The following is a 20,665-nucleotide window of genomic DNA, read 5'->3' as shown; positions in this document are numbered from 1 at the left end:
CTTATTATATTAGTTCGTAAATTGATTTGAGTACAAATTCACGTTTTATCCATGAGATTAAAAGTGTTTTCTTGTGAACTGCTCTATAGTTATTTGAACGACATCTTTATCCTCTTTTTTTAAACTAAATTAGCCATTGTCTTATCGAACGATGATTTACTATGTTATATCAACTCTTTAAAAAAGCAGGTCTTATTTTGGTTATCATAACTATGATATCTTGTCAAGATGACCTTCCTTTTCAAGTACCCGAAGTCAAATTCAAGATTGGAGATGATGTAACATGGTCAAAAAAAGATATTGATGACAGTAAATGGGCTACCGAAAAAGGGAATCCCGGAGATCGTATTTTTTGGATCAGGACACAAGTAGTACAACCTCAAAAACCAGAACCTTTTACACCTCAAGGGGTGCTCATATATGCTTTTGGCGCGTATGAAGTGTATTGGGATGGTGTTTTGATAGGAACCAATGGTTCTCCCGGTAATGAATTGCCTCATAAAAAGGGAGAAATGGACAAATCATTTATCATCCCCGACTCTCTAGCTCAAAAAGGAAATCATCTTTTAGCACTGCGGATGTCTCAACAATATCATAAAAACGATGATAGACCTCTGGGTGTTGTGATTACAGATTATAAAACATTAATTCAAGAACCACTTGTTTTAACTTCTCTTATCTATGTTTTGGCTGGTGCTTTTTTTCTTACTGCAATTTATTTTTTTATACTCTATATCAATAATAGAAAGTTTTTTCCCGGACTTTTGTTTAGTGTCTGCTCTTTTCTGTTTTTCTTACTACTTATTATCGAATACATCAAGTTTTACATCCCTATACACTACAGTGACTTTTATATCAGACTAGAAATTATTGGTGTGTTGACTTTTTTGATTTCATTTTTGATTCCTGTGTATTTTTCAATACAGTTTTCTTTCCCAAAGAGAAAATTTTTGATCCCCTTCTACTTTCTTTTACTTGTATTGATCTATATCCTATACCATGGAAGGTACGATTATACAACACAATTATTAATCATAAGTATGTGGATTGCTTCTGCCATTTTTGTTTCAAACGCTGTATATCGAAAAGAAATCAAAAGCATTATAGTACTTTGCACATTGCTTTTCAACATATTGCTTTTCAATTTTATTGTATATGACATTGCGTTGATTTGTAGTTTTACAATATTGCTATTATGCATGTTTTATATTCTAGCCATTCAAATCAAACAACAACGCAAGGCATATGAGTATTCTTTAGTAGAAACAACAAGACTAAAGCACGAATTACTAAAGAAAAAAATACAACCTCATTTTTTGATGAACACTTTAACTTCACTTATCGATTGGGTAGAAGAATCGCCAACCAAAGGTGTATATTTTATAGAAGCACTTGCAGAAGAATTTGATTTGTTGAATCAGGTAGAGGACAAAAAATTGATTCCGATCTCTCAAGAAATACAACTTTGTAAGAGCTTTTTGAATATTATGAGGTATAGAAAGGAAATTACATATTTGTGGAATGACCTAGATATCGATACTACAAAAAAAATCCCTCCAGCAGTCATACACACTCTGGTTGAAAATGGGATTACGCATTGTTCTCCTAATACTGATAACCAAATTGCTTTTCGATTAACAGAAGAACCAAATTCTAACTATACAAAATATATACTTGTTACACTTGCAACCATCAGAAACAAAAACAAAGCTATACAAGACGGTACCGGAAACAAATATGTGAAGGCTAGGTTAACTGAAAGCTACGGAGATCAATGGAATTTTGATAGCCACAGCACTGCAAACGGTTGGAAAAATATAATTACAATATATCATTAATACTATGAAAATTTTAGTCATTGAAGATGAGCAAAGAATCGCTAAGAGAATCCTGAGAATGACTCGTGAGTTCTTCTTAAACGCATTATTAGAAATTACTCATATCGAATCATTAGAAGCAGGGATTACTTATATTCAAAATCATACGGTTGATTTAGTTCTTCTTGATCTAAACCTTAATGGAGAGAATGGTTTTGATCTCTTAAAGAATACTATCTCTGAATCTTTTCATACTATTATTATATCTGCTTACAAAGAACAAGCGCTAAAAGCTTTTGAATATGGCGTTTTAGACTTTGTGCCTAAACCTTTTAACAGAGAAAGGTTACACCTTGCGTTTAACCGGGTACTCAACAAAGAAGCTATTGATACTACTACCAACATCAAGTTTTTAGCTATCAAAAAGCGTGGAGAAATCAAATTAATACATATTGATCAGGTACTTTATATAAAAGGTGCCGGTATCTATTCAGAATTAGTACTTACGAATTCTGATACGTTTTTGCACGATAAATCCTTAGAGAAATTAGCACAATTGTTACCAGAGCAATTTGTAAGAATACACAAATCATACATTATAAAAATTACCGAAGTAAGAACCATCAAAGTAAGTTCTGGAAGCAAGTATTCTGTTGAATTAAAAAATGATGAAATCCTCCCGATAGGAAGAACCCGATATAAAGATGTAAAGGACAAAATATTGGGGTGATCTCCATTTTTTTTAGATACTGAAAACTTTAGTATTAATTTAAAACCTATAACTAGCCTTTAGCATAACATATCGAGGCAATAATCTATATTCTGTACTCGAAATATTTGTATCTGTAACTGTATAATTTCTGAAAACCTCTGTATCCAACAAGTTATGACCAATTAAAGAAAAACTAATATCTCTTTTAGTAGGTTTATAGTTCACTTCGAAATCAAAAAAGTAATATGTATTATCACTGTTCTCTAGATTATCAAAAAAATAACGTTCTGACTGTAGTTGAAGATTTAATTGAGAGTTAAAGACAAACGACAAATCAAGAAAAGAGGTGTTATTCATTGCTGTATTAGATATAGACGTTTCTATTTCTGTGATATCCCAAGATGTGCCAAAATGATAATTAAAGAATCCTCGAAAACCTGAGCGAACTTCAAATCCATAGGTGTAATTTTTAGTTTCTATTGCTCTTAAAGTAGTGCTATTTACTATATTTTTAAATTCTCCTAAAGCATAAGAGAATTTTACTTTAAAATTATTTCTTATCCACCTTATATAACGATCTAATTTGGCATTTGCATTATAAAATTCTCGATTAGGAATTATTAATTGAGTCTCCTGAATAAAGTCTTGATTGATTATCGAGTTAGTACTCAAAAAATCATTGTCTTTGGTATAGGATAAAGAAATGTTTGCAATAAAACGGTCTCCAAAATTTCCTAAGTTGTATCCTGCAAAAACTCTACTAGAATTAAGTTGATTGAATTGTCCTGTACCTCTTGTAAAGTTTCTATATCCACTGAGAAGGTAATTACCATAGATATCAGATATATTTGCATTACTATTCGTATTTTCTGCAAAGGCAAAGATTCTATTGGCTTTATCGATCTCCCAATTAACGTTGACTTTAGAATTTACCAGAAAAGGGGATTCTTCTTGTTTTTGTTCTATTTCATCTAGTTCATTGAATATTTGTTGAGCCTCTAGGTGTAAAGCTATATCAATCTTTTCTATTTTCTTTCTATATCCTCCCTGTGCAAATAAATTATGTGTTTTATACACTGAAGTGTTTTTAAATGCAGAGGGACTTGATAATATATTTTCGTCGTCTTTTAAAAAAAAGTCAGAAAATAATTTATCTTCTCTAAACTCATATCCTATACTAAAATCTAATATATCTTTATTTTTTTTTCTATCAAGAATGTGTGCTTTGAACCCTGCATATGTAAATTTATTTTCAGTTTGTTGTTGAATATTACTTACATCTTGAATTGTAGGAAACAATTCTTCAAATAAAAACTGGTTTGTCTCATATGCTTGAGGTTTTTTCTCGTTGATATACCTTGCTGTCAGTAACATGATTTTATTTTTTTTAAATCGGTTACTATATTTTATCATATGATCATTACCCTCGTTTTTGTCCTCTAAATCTTCCTTATTTTCTAAATCATTAAATAGTAGCTGGGAATTTGTATGTATAGAAGATTTGGTATATTTTCCTTCGTACTCTAATAACTTGGTATCAGAAATATCATAGCTTAGCTCAACCCTTCCAAAACCAACATTGGTTAATTTTCCTAAAGTATATTCTTCAGTGTTCGTAAATGTTGTATTACTTAACAAAAACGTTTCAAAACCTTCTCTAAAAAATTTATTGTCATCAGAATTAAACAATCCCAACACCTTAACATTTACTTTTTTTGATACTTTAAAAATAGAATTGAGCGATACAAGTTCTGCATTATTAAAGTTAGTTCTGGATTTTTTCAAATCAGGTACTTCAGAATTTAAAGTAATAAAAGAAAATGCACGTTGATTTTCGCCTACCATACCAGGTTCTTCAGTGTAATTTTGAGCTTCTATTAGGCCTTTTACATCATCAGTAACATCTTCTCCAATATTATTTAAACTTCCTAATAGGAAATATTTATTTTTTTTACCAAAACTAGAGACGTTACCCTCTACATCATATCGGTTTTCTGAACCTACACCATATCCGGGAGATATTCTACCAAACCAATCCCGTTTAAAGTTTTCATCCAATTTTAGATTTAGGGCAACTTTTTCACTTTCTTCAATACCTTTAAGCAATTTGTTGTTAGAATACCTTCTTAAGACTTCTACCTTATCAACTGCATCTACATCGAGATTTTTGGTTAATAATTTGTATCCTTTTTTAAAAAAATCATCACCTTCTACCATTACTTTTTCTACCTCTTTACCATCAACTTTGATCGTTCCTGTTTCTGAAACATCTACTCCCGGTAGTTTTTTAAGCAAATCCTGTACTACAGTCTCCTCTCCTTGTTTGAAGGATGATGCGTTAAAAACGATAGTATCTTTTTTTTCAGTTATCGCTTTCTCCGACTGTATCACTACTTCTCCTAACTCGTAAGAAACCGATGAGAGCGTAATATCTTTTTGAATTGTTGTATTCTCTTTTAAAGTGATCTCAATATCTTTTGTAGCATACCCTAAACCTGAAAAGCTTAAAATCAACTCGCCCTGAGCATCAGTAGTTAAAACATAATCTCCTTTTTGATTACTATACGCAAAAGCAATAATAGCTTGATTCTCTTTTTGCTTTAAAAATACATTTACAGAGGGTATAGGTTTTGCTACAGAATCTGTGACTTTACCAGATAGTACTGATTGTGCAGATAAATAGTTGCCTAACATCATAAAGATTAGACTATATATATAACATAATATGGGTACTTTTTTCAATGTTTTGTTTTACCTTGTGAGGAATTTTATTTAAACCGTTCTAAATTAAAATTATTAGGATCGGGACAGACATCACAATCTGTCATGAACTTTGCTCCTCTTGGTAATGATGATTGAATCTTAGCTCTAGTTTCTTCAAATTTGTTCTTAAGTACTTTTTTATAAGTTGTCATGTCAGTAATTTTATCTACCACTGGTTTACTAAGTTTTTTTTGAACCATTTTATCATCAGGTTGTATATCTATTTTAATAGCTCTAAATTCAAACTTACCCGTTTCTTCAGTAGCTTCCAGAATCAAACCAGGTAATCCTCTTAATTTCCAAGGACCATGAGACACTGGAATCTTTGTAGTAAACCAAACGGTATATTTTCTGCCTCTGTACTGTGCTGTTGCTTTCTGACAATTATATTCTCCTATTTTTTTATGTTCTGCGTGTAGTTCCCAAGAAATAGACTCAATACTATCCTTTACTTCATAAAGTTTATCAACTATAGTTTCTCTGAAAAGTAGCTCATTTGCGCTGCTATTAGTATAATAATAATTCATGGGAGTGTTACTTTCCATAACTTTATCTTCTGAAATGGTCGTCACACCCTCTCTTACTTCTTCGCTAACTTTACTAGTAATCTTCTGGGGATTACCTATTTTTTCATAAAAAGAAATAGTATTGTTAAAATATAACTTGTAAGGATTTGCAAAAGAAACACCATTTTCGTTGTGGATAATATTTTGATAATCTACGATACCTACAACGTCTTTTTGACAATAAATTGTTTGTTTTATAAAAATAAGACTTAAAATCAATATTATATTTTTCATCGCTATTATTATACAGAAATTAAAAACATTAAATTTGGACTATTTATTTAGTATTTGATTTTCTTTTGAAACTAAACTAGAACCATTAAGGTTTAAATTTATTTGAACCTTTCCAGGCTTCTATTATTTGGGTCGGGGCAAATATCGCAGTCTTTAAGAATTCTAGAACCTCGAGGTAAAGATGCTGATATTATAGCATCCCAATCTTTTTGTTGATTCTTTAAAGCTTCAATATAAATTTTCATACCCTTTATTCCTTTTGTATCAGGTCTTTCCAATTTTTCGTTTAAAATTTTATTATCTAATTTCAAATCAACAATATTTGCTATAAACTCATATTTTCCGGTTTCCTCTGTAACTTCAAGAATTAACCCAGGCAATCCTCTTAACTTCCATGGCCCATGCGATACGGGTATGTCTGTAGTGAACCAAATTGTATACTCTCTTCCTCTAAATGAAGCTTTAGCTTTTTGACATTTATATTCTCCTATTTTTTTATGTTCATTATATAGTGACCACGGGATAGTTTCTATTTTGTCAGAAATAAGATACATCGTCTTTACTACATTTTCTCTAAAAATCAATTCTTGATCTTTTATATTAGTATAGTAAAAAGGTTGTGGAAGGTTACTTTTTGTAATAGTATTAGTAACCTGTTGTCCATTTATGCTTGCCATTTTTTTTTCTTCTTTACTCATTAATCTTTCTGCATTTCCTGTTCTCGTAAAAAAAGAACTTTCATCGTTAAAGTAAAGTGTATATGGATTTGAATATGCGGTACCGTCGGGCTGTCTAATAATCATAAAATAATTAACTTTTCCTGCTACTTTTCCTTGAGCAAAAGTGAAAGATATAAATCCTAATATAAAGTAAAATGTAAAATAGTTTTTCATGCTATTTGTTTTGAAATATGAAAGTAAATTAAAACCGTCTCTATAAAATGAATTATTCTATTATAAAACCTCTTTTAATTTAACAAGGCTCCTCTATTATTGCTACTACATCTCCATGTTCATTAAATATTCTATTTATTCTTGTACAGGAAGTGTCTTCTTCTGAAACAATATCTGTTTCATTTTTATCTTCTGTACTCAATTTCAAATTTGTATTCATAGCGTAGGTAGAAATTGTACCTAATAATATTCCTAAAGTTAAAATGATTTTTTTCATATCTAAATTTGTTTAAAAAAATTAATGATTTGTTTTTATGTATTTACAGAAACGGTTTTTTATTTTCATACTATTCAAATCTATATTTCTGTTTGTCCACATATATTTCATGTAGACAAACAAAAACCTATGTTTATGTTATAAACAAAACAAATGATCAATCTAATAATAGATGATTCTATTAAATTTTAATTTGAATAATCCGATTCTGGGTAGGACTTAATAATCAATCGAATATTAATACAAGTATATATATATTTTAAGAAATGTCAAATACGGTTTTTACACATATTTTTTACGGTTTTATTTTATCAAAACCATAATCACCTCTTTAATAGGTAATTACAAAAAGAAAAAACCTCATGAGAATCTCATGAGGTTTTTTTATAAATAATAAATTTTACTCTTAACTATTCAATGCTTCTGCACCACCAACGATTTCAAGTATTTCATTAGTAATGGCTGCCTGCCTAGCTTTGTTGTAAGATAATTTAAGAGAATCTCTAAGTTCTGTTGCATTATCTGTCGCTTTGTGCATGGCTGTCATACGTGCTCCGTGTTCTGAAGCAAATGAATCACGTATTGCTTTATATAATTGTGTTTTGAGAGATTTAGGAATCAATTGTTCTACAATTTCTTCTTTGGTAGGCTCAAAAATATAATCTACGTTACTAGCAGTAGCTCCTTCGATAGGAACAATTGGTAAAAACTGTTCTATGGTTACATCTTGTGATGCTGCATTTCTAAATTTGTTGTATACTACAACAATTCTATCATAGGCCCCATTAGTAAACATTTGCATCAACTCTTCAGCAATAGTACCTACATTGGCAAAAGTAAGATCATCATATACCTCGCTTTTATTTGCTACAACAGTATGGGTTTTAGAAACAACATCATTCACCTTTTTACCTATAGTAACAAAATCTATTTGTTTGCCTGCATATTCATTCTCATATAAGCCTTTTACAGCTTTGATAATATTAGAATTAAAAGCACCTGCCAAACCTCTATTAGAAGCTATTGCAACTACTAATACTTTGTTTACTTCGCGTTGCTCTGCATACACACTAGAACTGTCTCCTTCTAAAGAAGCACTTAAGCTTTGTAAAAGCTCTGTAAGTTTGTCTGCATAGGGTCGCATTGCAGTAATTGCCTGCTGTGCCTTATTCAACTTTGCAGCCGATACCATTTTCATGGCGCTGGTAATTTGCATCGTTGAAGATACAGAGGTAATTCTACTACGTAATTCTTTTAAATTTGCCATTTTTCTCAATATTGAGTATCGAATACACTTGATTCAATACTTTTCTAATATTAAACTTTATGAAAGATAGGGGTATCAAATTTTAACACCCCTATACACTCAATTTAGTTTTTATATTTAGCTGAAACTTCTTTACATGCTGCTACTAAAACATCAGTTACTTCGTCTGTAAGTTTCCCAGCTTTAAGGGTATCTAGAGTATCTCTATGCTTCGCATTTAGATATTCTATAAAATCACCTTCAAATTCTTTTACTTTATCAACAGGAACATCTCTTAATAAGTTTTTAGATCCTGCATAAATAATTGCGATTTGATCTTCTACTGTATAAGGGTCGTTTTGTGCCTGCTTAAGGATTTCTACATTACGCTTCCCTTTTTCGATTACATTTAGCGTAGCTGCATCAAGGTCAGAACCAAACTTAGCAAATGCTTCAAGTTCACGGAACTGGGCTTGATCTAATTTTAATGTACCTGCTACCTTTTTCATTGATTTAATCTGTGCTGAACCTCCTACACGAGATACAGAGATACCTACGTTGATCGCCGGACGAACACCAGAGTTAAACAAATCAGATGTTAAGAAAATCTGACCATCTGTAATCGAAATTACGTTGGTAGGAATATAAGCTGAAACGTCACCCGCTTGTGTTTCAATAATCGGAAGTGCTGTTAGTGATCCTCCTCCTTTTACTTTTTCTTTTAAAGAATCTGGGAGGTCATTCATATCTTTTGCAATAGTATCATCAGCAATCACTTTTGCAGAACGCTCTAATAATCTTGAGTGAAGATAGAAAACGTCTCCAGGATATGCTTCACGCCCTGGTGGACGACGTAATAAAAGAGATACCTCACGATATGCTACTGCTTGCTTAGATAAATCATCATAAATGATTAATGCAGGACGACCAGTATCACGGAAGTATTCTCCGATAGCTGCACCTGCAAATGGAGCATATACCTGCATTGGAGCAGGGTCTGATGCATTTGCTGCAACGATTGTCGTATATGCTAATGCACCTTTATCTTCTAATACTTTTGCGATACCTGCTACTGTAGAGGCTTTTTGACCTATAGCCACATAGATACAGTATACTGGCTCACCAGCATCATAAAATTCTTTTTGATTAAGGATAGTATCAATACAAACAGTTGTTTTACCTGTTTGACGGTCACCAATTACTAATTCACGCTGTCCTCTTCCAATTGGTACCATCGCATCAATAGATTTGATACCTGTTTGAAGCGGCTCGTTTACCGGTTGACGAAAAACTACCCCAGGAGCTTTACGCTCTAACGGCATTTCGAAAGTTTCACCTTCTATAGCGCCTTTACCATCGATTGGGTTTCCTAATGTGTCTACAACACGACCAACAATTCCTTCTCCAACATTGATCGATGCAATACGCTGTGTACGTTTTACAGTTGCACCTTCTTTTACTTCTGTTGAAGAACCTAAAAGTACAACACCAACATTATCTTCTTCAAGGTTAAGAACAATTCCTTCTAGACCAGATTCGAATTGTACTAATTCTCCATATTGAGCATTAGACAATCCGTATACACGTGCGATACCATCACCGACTTGTAAAACTGTTCCTACTTCTTCAAGTGAAGCTGATGCTTCAAATCCTGATAATTGTTGTTTTATTATTGCTGATACTTCAGCAGGATTCACTTCTGCCATTTTATAATAGTTTGAAAGAACAAGAATGTATACTTATTCTCTTATTATTAAATTTTTTAAAACGTATTCTTAATTACTTAATTCTCTTCTCAGTGTTGTTAATTTGTTTGCTACACTAGCATTGTATTGCAAATCTCCAACTCTAAGTATAAATCCACCTATGATACTTTCGTCTACTTCGTTTTCTAAAGTAGCTTCGTTACCTGTTAATTCTTTAACTTTTAATAACACTTTTTCGCTCATGGCTTTATCCAATGGTACAGCAGTTGTTACTTTTGCAACTTGTGTGTTATTAAGCTGGTCATATAATTTGATATATTGTTTTGCAACATCAGCCAATAAATCAACCCTTTTATTGTCTATTAAGACATCAAAAAGTTTTTGTGAGATTTCTCCAGCACTTTTGAAAATATCACGTAAAGATGCTAATTTAACTTCATTTTTGATTAATGGGCTATTTAATAACATCTTAAGATCTACACTATCATTTACTGTTGAGATGATACTTTGCATATCTTTCTGAACATCTTCTGTAGCGTTTTTTTCTTGAGCTAAACTCAAAACTGCCTTAGCATATCGTATTGCTGCTCTGCTCATTCGATTCTAGTTTAAAGTAACGTCTCCTAACATAGAATCAACTAGTTCTAGTTGTTTATCTTTGTCAGCTAATTCTTTTCTTACCATCTTCTCTGCAATTTCTACAGATATACCGGCAACTTGATTTTTTAATTCTGTAATTGCAGCTTTCTTTTCGCTTTCGATAGTAGCTTGTGCTTGTGCTACAATTTTATCTGCTTCTGCCTGAGCTTCTGATTTTGCATCTGTAATCATGCTTTCTTTAAGCTCTCTTGCTTCTTTCAACATACTATCACGTTCTGCTCTTGCTTCATTTAAGATACGCTCATTATCTGCCTGAAGGTTTTGCATTTCTTTTTTTGCAGCTTCTGCCGATTCTAACGCATTTTTGATTCCTTCTTCTCTATTGTTTACAGCCTCTAAAATAGGTTTCCAAGCAAATTTTCTTAATAATAAAAGCAATCCTACAAAAAGTAGTATTTGCCAGAAAAAAAGACCAAATGAAAAATCGTTTATTAACTTCTCCATAATTAGTGTATGTTATGTTCTTTATGGTTTAATTTTTAAAAATCTAAAACAACAACTGCAACCAACCGTTACAGTTGTTATTATTTGTAATAATGAATTAAGATGCGAATAATGCAGCAAATCCAATACCTTCAATAAGAGCGGCAGCAATAAGCATAGCTGTTTGGATTTTACCAGAAGCTTCTGGCTGACGTGCGATAGCTTCCATCGCTTGTCCACCAATTCTACCGATACCAATACCAGCACCTATTACGATTAAACCTGCTCCAATGATTTTTGGAATTTCCATAATTATATAATTAAAAATTAAACTTCAAATTAACTATTAATGATGTGCTTCTTCATTTGCCATACCGAAATAAAGCGCAGACAACATTGTAAAAATATATGCTTGTAATGCTGCTACCAATAATTCTAATATTGATAACGCAAATGATAATCCAAATGATAACGGGCTACCGATCCAACTTTTAAATATGAACATCATACCGATAATACTCATGATCACTACGTGACCTGCAGTCATATTGGCATACAAACGAATCATTAATGAAAAAGGTTTAATGAAAACCCCTAACAATTCTATCGGTGCCAAGACCACCTTCATAAATGTAGGCACACCTGGCATCCAGAAAATGTGTCCCCAATAATTTTTATTAGCAGTAAGGTTTGTGATTAAAAATGTAATTAACGCTAACGCAAATGTTATAGCAATATTTCCAGTTACATTAACCGCAAGAGGTGTCATCCCTAATAAGTTTAGTAACCAAATAAAGAAAAATGTCGTTAATAAGAAACTCATGTATTTCTTATATTTTTTCTCCCCTATGTTGGGTATAGCAATCTCATCTCTAACAAAGAGCACTAAAGGTTCTAAGAAACGCCCCACTCCTGTAGGGATACCATTGTTTTTCTTATATGATTTAGCTAAACGACCAAACATAAAAAGCATAAGTAATCCAATTAACAAGATACTTACTACATTTTTGGTGATCGAAAAATCTAAAGGTTTCTCATTAGTTGCATGATGATCCTCATCGTAATTGATAGTCCCCTCTGCATCTGTTTTATAGATTTTAGCGTGGTATATTTTGTAGAAATTACCATCTACTTCGGCAACTGTTTCTTCATGATGAAATTTTGAAGAAGAAAACACCTTTAGCCCATTGTCCCAAAGAATAATTGGCAATGGAATACCATAGTGTTTATTGGCTTCTTTATCAGAAAATAGAGTAAAATCATGAGAGTCTTTGAGGTGATGATCAATAAATTCATTGATTTCTGTTTTCAGATCTCCTTTTTCTTCCTTTTCAGCTTCTTTTGCGAATAGATTTGAAGTGGTAAAAACCAGTGTAAAAATCAACAGAATTTTGACTACAGTACGTTTTTGCATTACGCGTAAAATTTCGGTTCGTAAATTTCGGTGCAAATGTACATAATTAAGTTAGATTCTTAAACTATTTTAAGCAAATAAGTTTAAGAATATTTTATGTTTAATATTTTATTGAAAATCAACTATTTAATTGTATTCAAAATTTTGGAAACGTAATAGACTTCAAAGATCAAACAAATTACATAGGCTATAAAAAAATCAAGAAAGACGTTTTTACTCATTTCTAGGTTATTAAGTTTATTTAAGGCTAAAAAAGTTCCTATTTTGATGAGGCTTCCTGCCATAAAAATAAAACCTAATTGATCTTTATACTTTTTACTTAATACAATGATTAGGGCAGTAAAGAGAAGCGTAAAAGCAGTATTGAATATATATGAGATATTGACAATACTAAGGTTTTTGGTTGGAAATAAAGCATTTAGTATACCTAAATGAGTAAAATAACTAATGACAATAACAAGTATGAATAGGGATAGAAAATAGAATAGTTTTTTACCCATTTAACGATAAAGTACTTTTATAATTAATGCTTTGATTTGTTAATTCGATTGAGCTGCTTGATCACAAGATAAATAGAAGCAGTAACACCAAAAAGCACAAAGCCCATTGTGAACCATTGTTTTTCTAATTCATAATAGGCATCTAGCTTTTTACCAGCATATGCGCATAGAAATATGGTAGCTCCCATTTGAAAAGCTACTCCTGTCAAGGCAACATATCTGCTAAGCTGATTTACCTTGCCCTTGCGCTGATCTTCCGGCTTGTGGTTGTCCTGATTGCTCACTTGATTTACTCAATGATTTTATACCACCTTTCATAGAACAAGAAGCATTAAAATTAGCTCCGGGTTCTACCGCCAATTTACCGACTACTACTTCGCCCTCGATATGCGCTGTAGGTTTTAAAGATAATGTGTTGGATACGTTTAACGTTCCTGAAAATTTACCTTCGAAATCGGCATCTGCACATTCTAGTGTTCCTTTGATAAAACCAGAAGTCCCAACAACAACTTTTCCTGTTGTTTTAAATGTACCTTCGATTGTACCTTCGATTCTAAAACCTCCTTCAGAAATAACATCGCCAACGATTTTAGTTCCTTCAGAAATTTTGTTTTGATTGCGAGAAAAGTCGGTTGAACCGCCTTGTTCTCTTCCTTTTCTATTGTCTGAAAACATAATACTTAGGGGAATTTTAGATTATTTACTTTGTTTCTTCTTTTGGTTGATTATATGCCTCCAGATTTTTATGAATCTGAAGTATTCTGTAATTAGATGACGCTATTGTAAAATAAGGGTCATCTACTTTTTTAAAAAACTTTTTCTTCCTGTTCCATTTGGTTAGGTCTGCTCCTCTCGTATCTTCTATCCTACCAAGAGCAAGCAACTCTGCCAAACCTTCTGCTGCTAATTTATTTTTTCTTGTATGTACTACTACAAATTGTTGGTTCTCGGTATATACATCAAGAGAAACCTTCATTTTATCATATCGAAGTTCTTTAAGAACATCTTGTATTTGTTCTTTTAATCCTTGTGCCTGATTATTTCCTAATGTAGAAAATGCGTAGATAAGCTTATGATTTGCTTTTTCGTCTTGATCTAACAAGAAGGTATTCGCTTCTATTTGAGGAATCGTAACTTGATAAATGATTTGAGCTTTTTTACCTTCGGGGCTTTGCGGATAGTTGAGAGAAACATAATTCAATGCCTCTTTATAGGCTTCAAAACCTTTATAACGGCCTATTGCCTGAGCTTTTAATAACTCAAACTTTGGTAAAAAATCTTCATCACCACCAAACTTTACAATAGCAAATTCGCTTTCCTTTATAACTTTAGCAAATTTTTGATTTTTAAAGTCTTGATACAGGGCATTATAAATAGACTTGGGGCTATCCTTATCGTCTTCTAACTTTTGATCAGGGTTTTGAAGAATTCTGGCATATCTAGATTCTCCATAATTGTTTATAATATCTCTCTTGAAAGTATTTGAATTATTAATATCTCCTTGTGCAAGATAAATTTTATACAAATTATACTTAGAAGGAACGATTAAACGCTCTTCTGGTTCGTTGTCTAATAAGGTTGTGAATTTATCAACTGCCAGGCCATATTCCTGAAATTTCTCTTTGTATATCACTCCCAACTGATAGTAAGCAAAGTTAAGATCTGTTTTTAGGCTATCAAGAATTTTAGGTTCTGTTGGTAGTTGCGCTATATATGTTCGAGGATCAAATGCCGGATCTGTATCGATAGAGTATTTTTCTTCTCTTTCTTTCTCTTTTACATTTACAACAGCTCCTGGATTCGAAATACTAGATACTCGCCAATTATCAATTAGTTCTCTGTTTCCGTAAGTTCTTTTAAAAGCCGTTTTACCATAAGCTACCGTAGTTTGATTATAAAAATAAAAGACATTCCCTGCACTTGGGTTTTTGGGTCCAATATTAAAATTGCCACCTGCCTGACCAAATCGTTGCTCAGTAGGCAATGCTGCTTTTATTCTTTCTGCTTCTGCCGCTTTTTCTGCTAATATCGCTTTTACTCGTAATTTGTCTGTATAATCTGTATAATATTCTAGTTGCTCTTCGGGAGACATTGCCACAACAGTCAAAATACTGTCATTGGTTTTTGCAATACCTTCATATAAAATTACATCATCGAGGTTGTCTCTTTTTTTCTTCAGCACTCTATAACGTTTTGAATCTACAATCATACGTTGTAGTGTACTATCATAATACGCTCCGGATATGGCGTATTCTTTTCTATCAAAATTAATGTCTCCTAAAGTGTAATAATTGAGTGATTCTAAATAGGTGTCATCAGAATTTGTTCGTAATGATTTATTATAATATTCTACGGCGATGTCTATCGAATCTAGTGTTTTAAAATAAACAGCTTTCTGATTATAAATCTTATCTAAAAAAGGTCTATTCTCACGGTTTTCTTCCAGATCAGTTAGCAGTTCCAGAAACTCTTCTTTATTTCCTTTTTCATAATCAAAGTTACGGGCTTTTGCCATATAGGCATTCATCATATATCGTCTTGGCGTTCTTCTATTAAGTGCTATAACCTGATCAAAAGCATAATTTGCACTGTCCTTATATCCTAATTCATTTAGTAATTGACCTTTGATATAAAAATAGCGCCCTTTTTCTTCATTCTTTTTGGTATGTATAGCAGCTTTAGTAATAAATGAAACAGCAGAATCTTTTTGTTTAAGATTAACGTATGCCTGGGCCATCATTGCCACAGCATCAGCATATTCTTGCGGCGTCATATATTCTTGATTAATCATTCTGGTAAGGTCTTCTATCGCCTTCTCATTATTATCAAGACGAAGATTGGTTTTGGCTTTCCAAACCTTTGCATGATTAATTGTATTACTTGCAGGATATTTATATAAGATATAGTTGAATGCTTCTAGAGCCGGAATAAATCGTTGTTCAAAATAGCGCGCTTTACCCAAAAGCAAAAAGGCTTCATCCATTTTGGGATTACGCTCTTTGTTATCAATAAGCATGCTATGTTTTTGTATAGCTTTTACTGCTTTTTCTTCTGCTTTGTCAAAATTTTGATTGAGTACCTCGTTTGGAAGTCTGACATCTTCGCTTACAATCATTCTTTCTATAGGCAGTAATTCCCAAAAATTATCTTTATATGTTTGGATAATATCTTCTTTACCAGAACCAAAGGCAAGTCTACCGTTGTATAAGGTATTATTCTTTGTAGTTATATCATGCCAAGTACGATTTACAAACTTATCCTTTTTACGAGAACAAGCCAAACCTACGACAACCAACAACAGTATAACTGTGATTTGTGATATTTTTCTTCCCAAACCAAATAATTTATAAGAGTGATAACTAAAAAACTAGCTTTTTAGTGTGTGATACAAGTACAAAAATATTAAGTACATTGTAAAAATACATTTCTTTCATTAAAAAACAGGTTATTAACAACTTTTTCTCTGCTAAATGTTGTATTTGTTGCTATTTATTAACTTATCAACAATGAATCAGATTGATCTATTATTAAGTAGTGGGGTCTATTTGTAAGCTTTTACAAAGATTAAAATCAATATAGAGTGTTAAAAGAGGTATTAATTCTTTAATGCATTCACTATTTTTGCCAAAAAATTTTTGATGTCAGATTTTCACAAATTATCTATACAAAAGCTCACCAAAGAAACTCCAAACGCAGTTTCTATAACTTTTGATGTACCAAAAGATTTAACAGAAGCCTATACTTTTATTCCCGGACAATACATAACTATTAAAACTACAGTAGCAGAAAAAGAAATTCGTCGTGCGTATTCAATTTGTAGTTCTCCTAAGAGTCAAAAGCTTCAAGTAGCCGTAAAACAAATTGTTGGAGGAAATTTTTCTGTTATAGCCAATACAAGTTTAAAAGAGCAAGATAGTTTAGAAATACACCCGCCAGAAGGTACATTTTTGTTAACCCCTAATCCTAGCAACTCAAATACTTATGCTGCTTTTGCTGCAGGAAGTGGTATTACTCCTATTATGAGTATGATCAAAGCTGTACTTGAAGAAGAACCTAACAGCAAATTTATTTTGGTTTACGGTAACCAAACTCCAGAAGAAACTATCTTTTTGAATGAGTTAAAAAGCTTACAAACAGAATACCCTGAACGACTTTTTATTGAGTGGTTTTATAGTAGAAGTCAAGAAGAAGGAGCTCGATTTGGAAGAATTGAAAAGTCTACGGTAAACTTCGTTTTAAAAAACAAATACAAAGATGCTCCTATCAAATCGTTCTATCTGTGTGGTCCTGAAGATATGATTGATACGGTTACTTTTACATTAATTGAAAATGACATCGAAAAAGAAGCAATACATTACGAACTGTTTACCAGTAGTGCAGATCAGACAGAAATAGAAGAAAGCCTTGATGGAAAAACAGATGTCACGATTCTTGTTGATGATGAGGAATTTAATTTTGTGATGGATCAAAAAAAGACTCTTCTTGATGCTGCTTTGGATCAAGATATCGATGCCCCGTATTCTTGTCAAGGAGGTGTTTGTAGTTCTTGTATTTGTAAGATCACAGAAGGTACTGCGGTAATGGAGAAAAACAGTATTTTGACTGATGGAGAAATTGAAGAAGGCCTTGTGCTTGCATGCCAAGCTCATCCTACTACTTCTACTATAAAAATCGATTTTGATGATGTGTAATCAAAAAGCCTGATAAACAGTATAACCATTTATATTGAAACGATTGTTTCAATTACTGTTTCTGGTTTAATTGTATGCATTACTCTTTCATATCCGGCAGGTACTTTATTACCATATATAGACGTTGGAATTTTATCATACTTCGCTAGGTTTGGTAAAATAGCATGCTCAAAAGGCTGTCCAAAAGGCATAAATCCAGCAAATGGATGTGTAACACCCCAAAGTGTTATTGTAGGTATACCATACATAGCCGCCAAATGTGCATTACCACTATCCATGGATAGCATGATATCCAAATTACCTATCAATTTTAGTTCTTCTTCAAAAGATAGTTTACCAACTGTGTTAATTACATTGGTAAATTTACTTGCTATATTATTCAGGATATCACTTTCTTTTTTTCCACCTCCGAATAAAAAAATCTCAAACTGATCTTGATTATTAAGTTTTTCTATCACCTCAACCATCAATTCTAATGGATATGTTTTGCTTTCATATTGTGCAAAAGGAGCAATCCCCAGCCATTTTTTTGTAGAGTTTTGAGTAATCTCTATGATAGTTGGTGTTAATGTAGCTTTAGTTGGGAATGTATGTGTAGAGAGATCAATAGGGTACCCTAATGCCTTAAAGACATCTGCATATCGCTCATGAGTTGTTTTTAGTGGTTTAAAGATTTTGTTTTCAGACCGAGTCAGCGCTTTCTTTTCATCTCGTCCTTTGTCAACTTGTATAACTTTTATTCCTTTGAGGGAAAAAAACACTTTTAAAACATTTGATCTTAGCACATTATGAAGATCAGCTACAGCATCAATATCCAAATTGATAAGTTCTTTTGCTAATTTTCTCAATCCTAAAACTCCTTTATGTTTACCAGTAACGTCTGCGTGATATACGTCTAGGTTTTCGATATCAGAAAATATAGGTTCAAAAAATTTTCTGGTAAGAACAGTGATTTTAACATTAGGATATTTTTCCCTAAAAGTTCTGAGTACCGGAACTGTCATAGCGACATCCCCCATTGCAGAAAGTCTAATGACAAGAATATGATTCATTTCTAACGTACTTGAAGAGGCTTATTTAATCTATTTGAAAAAGTCTATTTTCTTAACGAGAAACTATCAAGTTATTTTTCTCCTCTCAAAACAGGGTTGAGTTCATCATCATTATACATTTTCATCTGTTTATAGACCTTCATGTATTTATCCCCATTTTGTATATCCTGTAATAATGTATCTATTGCAGTAGATAAGTCAACTTGTTGTTCTAAAAGTACATCTAGTTTTTTTGTGCATGTCGCTATGTGATCATCAGAAGCATCTTTGCGAATAGTTTCTTGATGCATATGATATACTTTTAATGCAAGTATAGATAATCTATCTACTCCCCAGGCAGGACTCTCTGTATTAATGGTCGCATCTGCTTTTGGAGTCACATCTTTGTATTTTTTAAGAAAATAGCTATCTATATACTCTACCATATCTGTACGATCTTGGTTAGATGCATCAATCTGTCTTTTTAATTTCAATGCGGCTACAGGATCAATATCCGGATCTCTGATGATATCTTCGTAATGCCATTGTACAGTATCAATCCAACATTTACGATATAATAAGTGTTCTATTGTTTGTGATATGCTATCATAAGGATTAGAGAATTCTTGATCTACACGATCTATGATGTGATATTTCTCTATAACTTCTTTAAAAATGGTGTTGGCTTTATCACTAAACATATAGTATTAATTTTTTCTTGTAAACGTTATTATACGCAAAGGTATTATATTTTGTGAAGCTTTCTTGTAGATTCTTATTCAACATTGTTTTTTTATAATAGTAAAAGCAAAAAAGGTATAAAAAGAAATACCCAGATATTAATTTCTTTTACTAGTGAATGATACTCCATTTCTAAATATGTTGTTGCTATTATCGCTAGTGGAGCACAAACAAAAATCAATTCTGAAGTGTTTTTATTTGGTACAATAAGAACTACTCCTATTGCTACTATTAAATAAATTATAATAATCTTAATAATGGTTTTGCTATTTGCAGGTTTTCTACCAAATTTTATTAAATACAATGAGAAGAAAAATAAAATACAGATAGACAAAACACCTATTGAAAAAAGTCTATCTCTAACAAAATACTCTTCAAAAGAGAGTGAAATAGGTTCTACATAATTGGTAATTGTATAAAAAGAGTCAAAAAATAGTAACATAAAACAATTCGCAAAAATGTAAATTGCTGCAAATCCAACTAATGGAATAATCCAATTTCGATAATTTTTGGGTTCAAAGAAAAAGATCCCGGCAAAAACCAATATAATAAAACCAATACTCCAGAAATAAAATAAAGTAGCTATCCCAATTAGAAGAGAAGCATTAAAAACTTTAGCCTTAATATGTTTTTCATTACGTAGATGCAAAACACTTCTTAATCCAAAGAGCACAAATATATTTGATATTAAGACCTGATAGTTCATCAATGCTTCTGGTAAAATAGCGGTAAGGAATGAATACAGTAAAATAGTATACGTTCCTTTGGTTGTGAGATCATTTTTTTGAGCTATGAGATTTAAAAGCAAAATAGGTGATATATAGGCAATAAGATTAATAAGCAATAAAAAAATATGGTCCTTTTGTAAAGGGAACCCTTTTTTAAATTGAAATAAACCAAATAGCATTGCCATATACAATGCTATTATAATATAATTTATTGGTTTTGATTTACTAAAAAAGCTTGATAACACTTCTATTTTTTATATTTT

The 20,665-nt window shown here is 32.0% G+C and carries 20 protein-coding genes; 3 read left to right on the top strand and 17 right to left on the bottom strand.

Annotated features, from left to right (window positions below; translation table 11 throughout):
- Window positions 1-161: 161 nt before the first annotated feature.
- Complete coding sequence (locus FHK87_RS10090; RefSeq protein WP_140592552.1) at window positions 162-1,838, top strand: histidine kinase; 1,677 nt, start codon at window positions 162-164, stop codon at window positions 1,836-1,838.
- A 4-nt stretch (window positions 1,839-1,842) separates the two neighbouring features.
- Window positions 1,843-2,547: a LytR/AlgR family response regulator transcription factor gene (locus FHK87_RS10085; protein ID WP_140592551.1), complete on the top strand. Its 705-nt coding sequence runs from the start codon at window positions 1,843-1,845 to the stop codon at window positions 2,545-2,547.
- Between the two features lie 39 nt (window positions 2,548-2,586).
- On the opposite strand, the gene FHK87_RS10080 is transcribed toward FHK87_RS10085, so the two are convergent.
- The 14 genes from FHK87_RS10080 to porW all read right to left on the bottom strand — a co-directional run bounded on the left by FHK87_RS10080 (window position 2,587) and on the right by porW (window position 16,545).
- Window positions 2,587-5,226, bottom strand: a complete 2,640-nt coding sequence (locus FHK87_RS10080) for a carboxypeptidase-like regulatory domain-containing protein (RefSeq protein ID WP_140592550.1) — start codon at window positions 5,224-5,226, stop codon at window positions 2,587-2,589.
- Window positions 5,227-5,297: 71 nt separating this feature from the next.
- Entirely contained in the window at window positions 5,298-6,092 is a 795-nt protein-coding gene (locus FHK87_RS10075) for a GLPGLI family protein (protein WP_140592549.1), read from the bottom strand.
- A gap of 98 nt (window positions 6,093-6,190) precedes the next feature.
- A complete protein-coding gene (locus FHK87_RS10070) occupies window positions 6,191-6,985 on the bottom strand; it encodes a GLPGLI family protein (protein WP_140592548.1) in 795 nt (264 codons plus the stop codon).
- Window positions 6,986-7,064: 79 nt separating this feature from the next.
- Window positions 7,065-7,262, bottom strand: coding sequence for a hypothetical protein (locus tag FHK87_RS10065; RefSeq protein WP_140592547.1), 198 nt, complete (start codon window positions 7,260-7,262; stop codon window positions 7,065-7,067).
- 406 nt (window positions 7,263-7,668) lie between these two features.
- Window positions 7,669-8,529 carry an ATP synthase F1 subunit gamma gene (gene atpG, locus FHK87_RS10060; RefSeq protein ID WP_140592546.1) on the bottom strand — a complete coding sequence of 287 codons (861 nt, stop codon included), beginning with the start codon at window positions 8,527-8,529 and terminating at the stop codon, window positions 7,669-7,671.
- A 104-nt stretch (window positions 8,530-8,633) separates the two neighbouring features.
- A complete protein-coding gene (gene atpA / locus FHK87_RS10055; protein WP_140592545.1) occupies window positions 8,634-10,214 on the bottom strand; it encodes a F0F1 ATP synthase subunit alpha in 1,581 nt (526 codons plus the stop codon).
- Window positions 10,215-10,283: 69 nt separating this feature from the next.
- Window positions 10,284-10,811 (bottom strand): ATP synthase F1 subunit delta, encoded by a 528-nt coding sequence (atpH, locus tag FHK87_RS10050; protein WP_140592544.1) that lies wholly within the window; start codon window positions 10,809-10,811, stop codon window positions 10,284-10,286.
- Window positions 10,812-10,817: 6 nt separating this feature from the next.
- Entirely contained in the window at window positions 10,818-11,318 is a 501-nt protein-coding gene (locus tag FHK87_RS10045; RefSeq protein ID WP_140592543.1) for a F0F1 ATP synthase subunit B, read from the bottom strand.
- A gap of 97 nt (window positions 11,319-11,415) precedes the next feature.
- Entirely contained in the window at window positions 11,416-11,607 is a 192-nt protein-coding gene (gene atpE / locus FHK87_RS10040; protein ID WP_140592542.1) for an ATP synthase F0 subunit C, read from the bottom strand.
- Window positions 11,608-11,643: 36 nt separating this feature from the next.
- The gene (gene atpB / locus FHK87_RS10035; RefSeq protein WP_140592541.1) at window positions 11,644-12,711 is read right to left on the bottom strand and encodes a F0F1 ATP synthase subunit A; all 1,068 of its coding nucleotides are present in this window, start codon (window positions 12,709-12,711) and stop codon (window positions 11,644-11,646) included.
- 122 nt (window positions 12,712-12,833) lie between these two features.
- Window positions 12,834-13,211, bottom strand: coding sequence for a hypothetical protein (locus FHK87_RS10030; protein ID WP_140592540.1), 378 nt, complete (start codon window positions 13,209-13,211; stop codon window positions 12,834-12,836).
- 23 nt (window positions 13,212-13,234) lie between these two features.
- Window positions 13,235-13,420, bottom strand: a complete 186-nt coding sequence (locus FHK87_RS10025) for an AtpZ/AtpI family protein (RefSeq protein WP_226294176.1) — start codon at window positions 13,418-13,420, stop codon at window positions 13,235-13,237.
- A 13-nt stretch (window positions 13,421-13,433) separates the two neighbouring features.
- The gene (locus tag FHK87_RS10020; RefSeq protein ID WP_140592539.1) at window positions 13,434-13,886 is read right to left on the bottom strand and encodes a bactofilin family protein; all 453 of its coding nucleotides are present in this window, start codon (window positions 13,884-13,886) and stop codon (window positions 13,434-13,436) included.
- 25 nt (window positions 13,887-13,911) lie between these two features.
- A complete protein-coding gene (gene porW, locus FHK87_RS10015; protein ID WP_140592538.1) occupies window positions 13,912-16,545 on the bottom strand; it encodes a type IX secretion system periplasmic lipoprotein PorW/SprE in 2,634 nt (877 codons plus the stop codon).
- A gap of 304 nt (window positions 16,546-16,849) precedes the next feature.
- Between porW and FHK87_RS10010 the strand changes: the two genes are divergently transcribed.
- On the top strand, window positions 16,850-17,902 hold the full coding sequence (locus FHK87_RS10010; RefSeq protein ID WP_140592537.1) for a ferredoxin--NADP reductase: 1,053 nt from the start codon (window positions 16,850-16,852) through the stop codon (window positions 17,900-17,902).
- Between the two features lie 29 nt (window positions 17,903-17,931).
- Here the strand turns inward: FHK87_RS10010 and FHK87_RS10005 are convergent, their stop codons facing one another.
- The 3 genes from FHK87_RS10005 to FHK87_RS09995 all read right to left on the bottom strand — a co-directional run bounded on the left by FHK87_RS10005 (window position 17,932) and on the right by FHK87_RS09995 (window position 20,647).
- Window positions 17,932-18,954: a glycosyltransferase family 9 protein gene (locus tag FHK87_RS10005; protein WP_140592536.1), complete on the bottom strand. Its 1,023-nt coding sequence runs from the start codon at window positions 18,952-18,954 to the stop codon at window positions 17,932-17,934.
- Between the two features lie 71 nt (window positions 18,955-19,025).
- The gene (locus FHK87_RS10000; protein WP_140592535.1) at window positions 19,026-19,634 is read right to left on the bottom strand and encodes a DUF4254 domain-containing protein; all 609 of its coding nucleotides are present in this window, start codon (window positions 19,632-19,634) and stop codon (window positions 19,026-19,028) included.
- 92 nt (window positions 19,635-19,726) lie between these two features.
- The gene (locus tag FHK87_RS09995; RefSeq protein WP_226294175.1) at window positions 19,727-20,647 is read right to left on the bottom strand and encodes a DUF6427 family protein; all 921 of its coding nucleotides are present in this window, start codon (window positions 20,645-20,647) and stop codon (window positions 19,727-19,729) included.
- Window positions 20,648-20,665: the final 18 nt, after the last annotated feature.

The organism is Aquimarina algicola, from assembly GCF_006443095.1.
GTDB lineage: Bacteria > Bacteroidota > Bacteroidia > Flavobacteriales > Flavobacteriaceae > Aquimarina > Aquimarina algicola.
The sequence above is the reverse complement of the archived record's forward strand: the minus strand, read 5'-3'. Positions and strand labels throughout refer to the sequence as shown.

Bases quoted from the DNA above. Each gene is read 5' to 3' on its own strand.
- FHK87_RS10090 (WP_140592552.1), top strand. From the start codon at position 162: ATGTTATATCAACTCTTTAAAAAAGCAGGTCTTATTTTGGTTATCATA.
- FHK87_RS10085 (WP_140592551.1), top strand. From the start codon at position 1,843: ATGAAAATTTTAGTCATTGAAGATGAGCAAAGAATCGCTAAGAGAATC.
- FHK87_RS10080 (WP_140592550.1), bottom strand. From the start codon at position 5,226: ATGATGTTAGGCAACTATTTATCTGCACAATCAGTACTATCTGGTAAA.
- FHK87_RS10075 (WP_140592549.1), bottom strand. From the start codon at position 6,092: ATGAAAAATATAATATTGATTTTAAGTCTTATTTTTATAAAACAAACA.
- FHK87_RS10070 (WP_140592548.1), bottom strand. From the start codon at position 6,985: ATGAAAAACTATTTTACATTTTACTTTATATTAGGATTTATATCTTTC.
- FHK87_RS10065 (WP_140592547.1), bottom strand. From the start codon at position 7,262: ATGAAAAAAATCATTTTAACTTTAGGAATATTATTAGGTACAATTTCT.
- atpG (WP_140592546.1), bottom strand. From the start codon at position 8,529: ATGGCAAATTTAAAAGAATTACGTAGTAGAATTACCTCTGTATCTTCA.
- atpA (WP_140592545.1), bottom strand. From the start codon at position 10,214: ATGGCAGAAGTGAATCCTGCTGAAGTATCAGCAATAATAAAACAACAA.
- atpH (WP_140592544.1), bottom strand. From the start codon at position 10,811: ATGAGCAGAGCAGCAATACGATATGCTAAGGCAGTTTTGAGTTTAGCT.
- FHK87_RS10045 (WP_140592543.1), bottom strand. From the start codon at position 11,318: ATGGAGAAGTTAATAAACGATTTTTCATTTGGTCTTTTTTTCTGGCAA.
- atpE (WP_140592542.1), bottom strand. From the start codon at position 11,607: ATGGAAATTCCAAAAATCATTGGAGCAGGTTTAATCGTAATAGGTGCT.
- atpB (WP_140592541.1), bottom strand. From the start codon at position 12,711: ATGCAAAAACGTACTGTAGTCAAAATTCTGTTGATTTTTACACTGGTT.
- FHK87_RS10030 (WP_140592540.1), bottom strand. From the start codon at position 13,211: ATGGGTAAAAAACTATTCTATTTTCTATCCCTATTCATACTTGTTATT.
- FHK87_RS10020 (WP_140592539.1), bottom strand. From the start codon at position 13,886: ATGTTTTCAGACAATAGAAAAGGAAGAGAACAAGGCGGTTCAACCGAC.
- FHK87_RS10010 (WP_140592537.1), top strand. From the start codon at position 16,850: ATGTCAGATTTTCACAAATTATCTATACAAAAGCTCACCAAAGAAACT.
- FHK87_RS10005 (WP_140592536.1), bottom strand. From the start codon at position 18,954: ATGAATCATATTCTTGTCATTAGACTTTCTGCAATGGGGGATGTCGCT.
- FHK87_RS10000 (WP_140592535.1), bottom strand. From the start codon at position 19,634: ATGTTTAGTGATAAAGCCAACACCATTTTTAAAGAAGTTATAGAGAAA.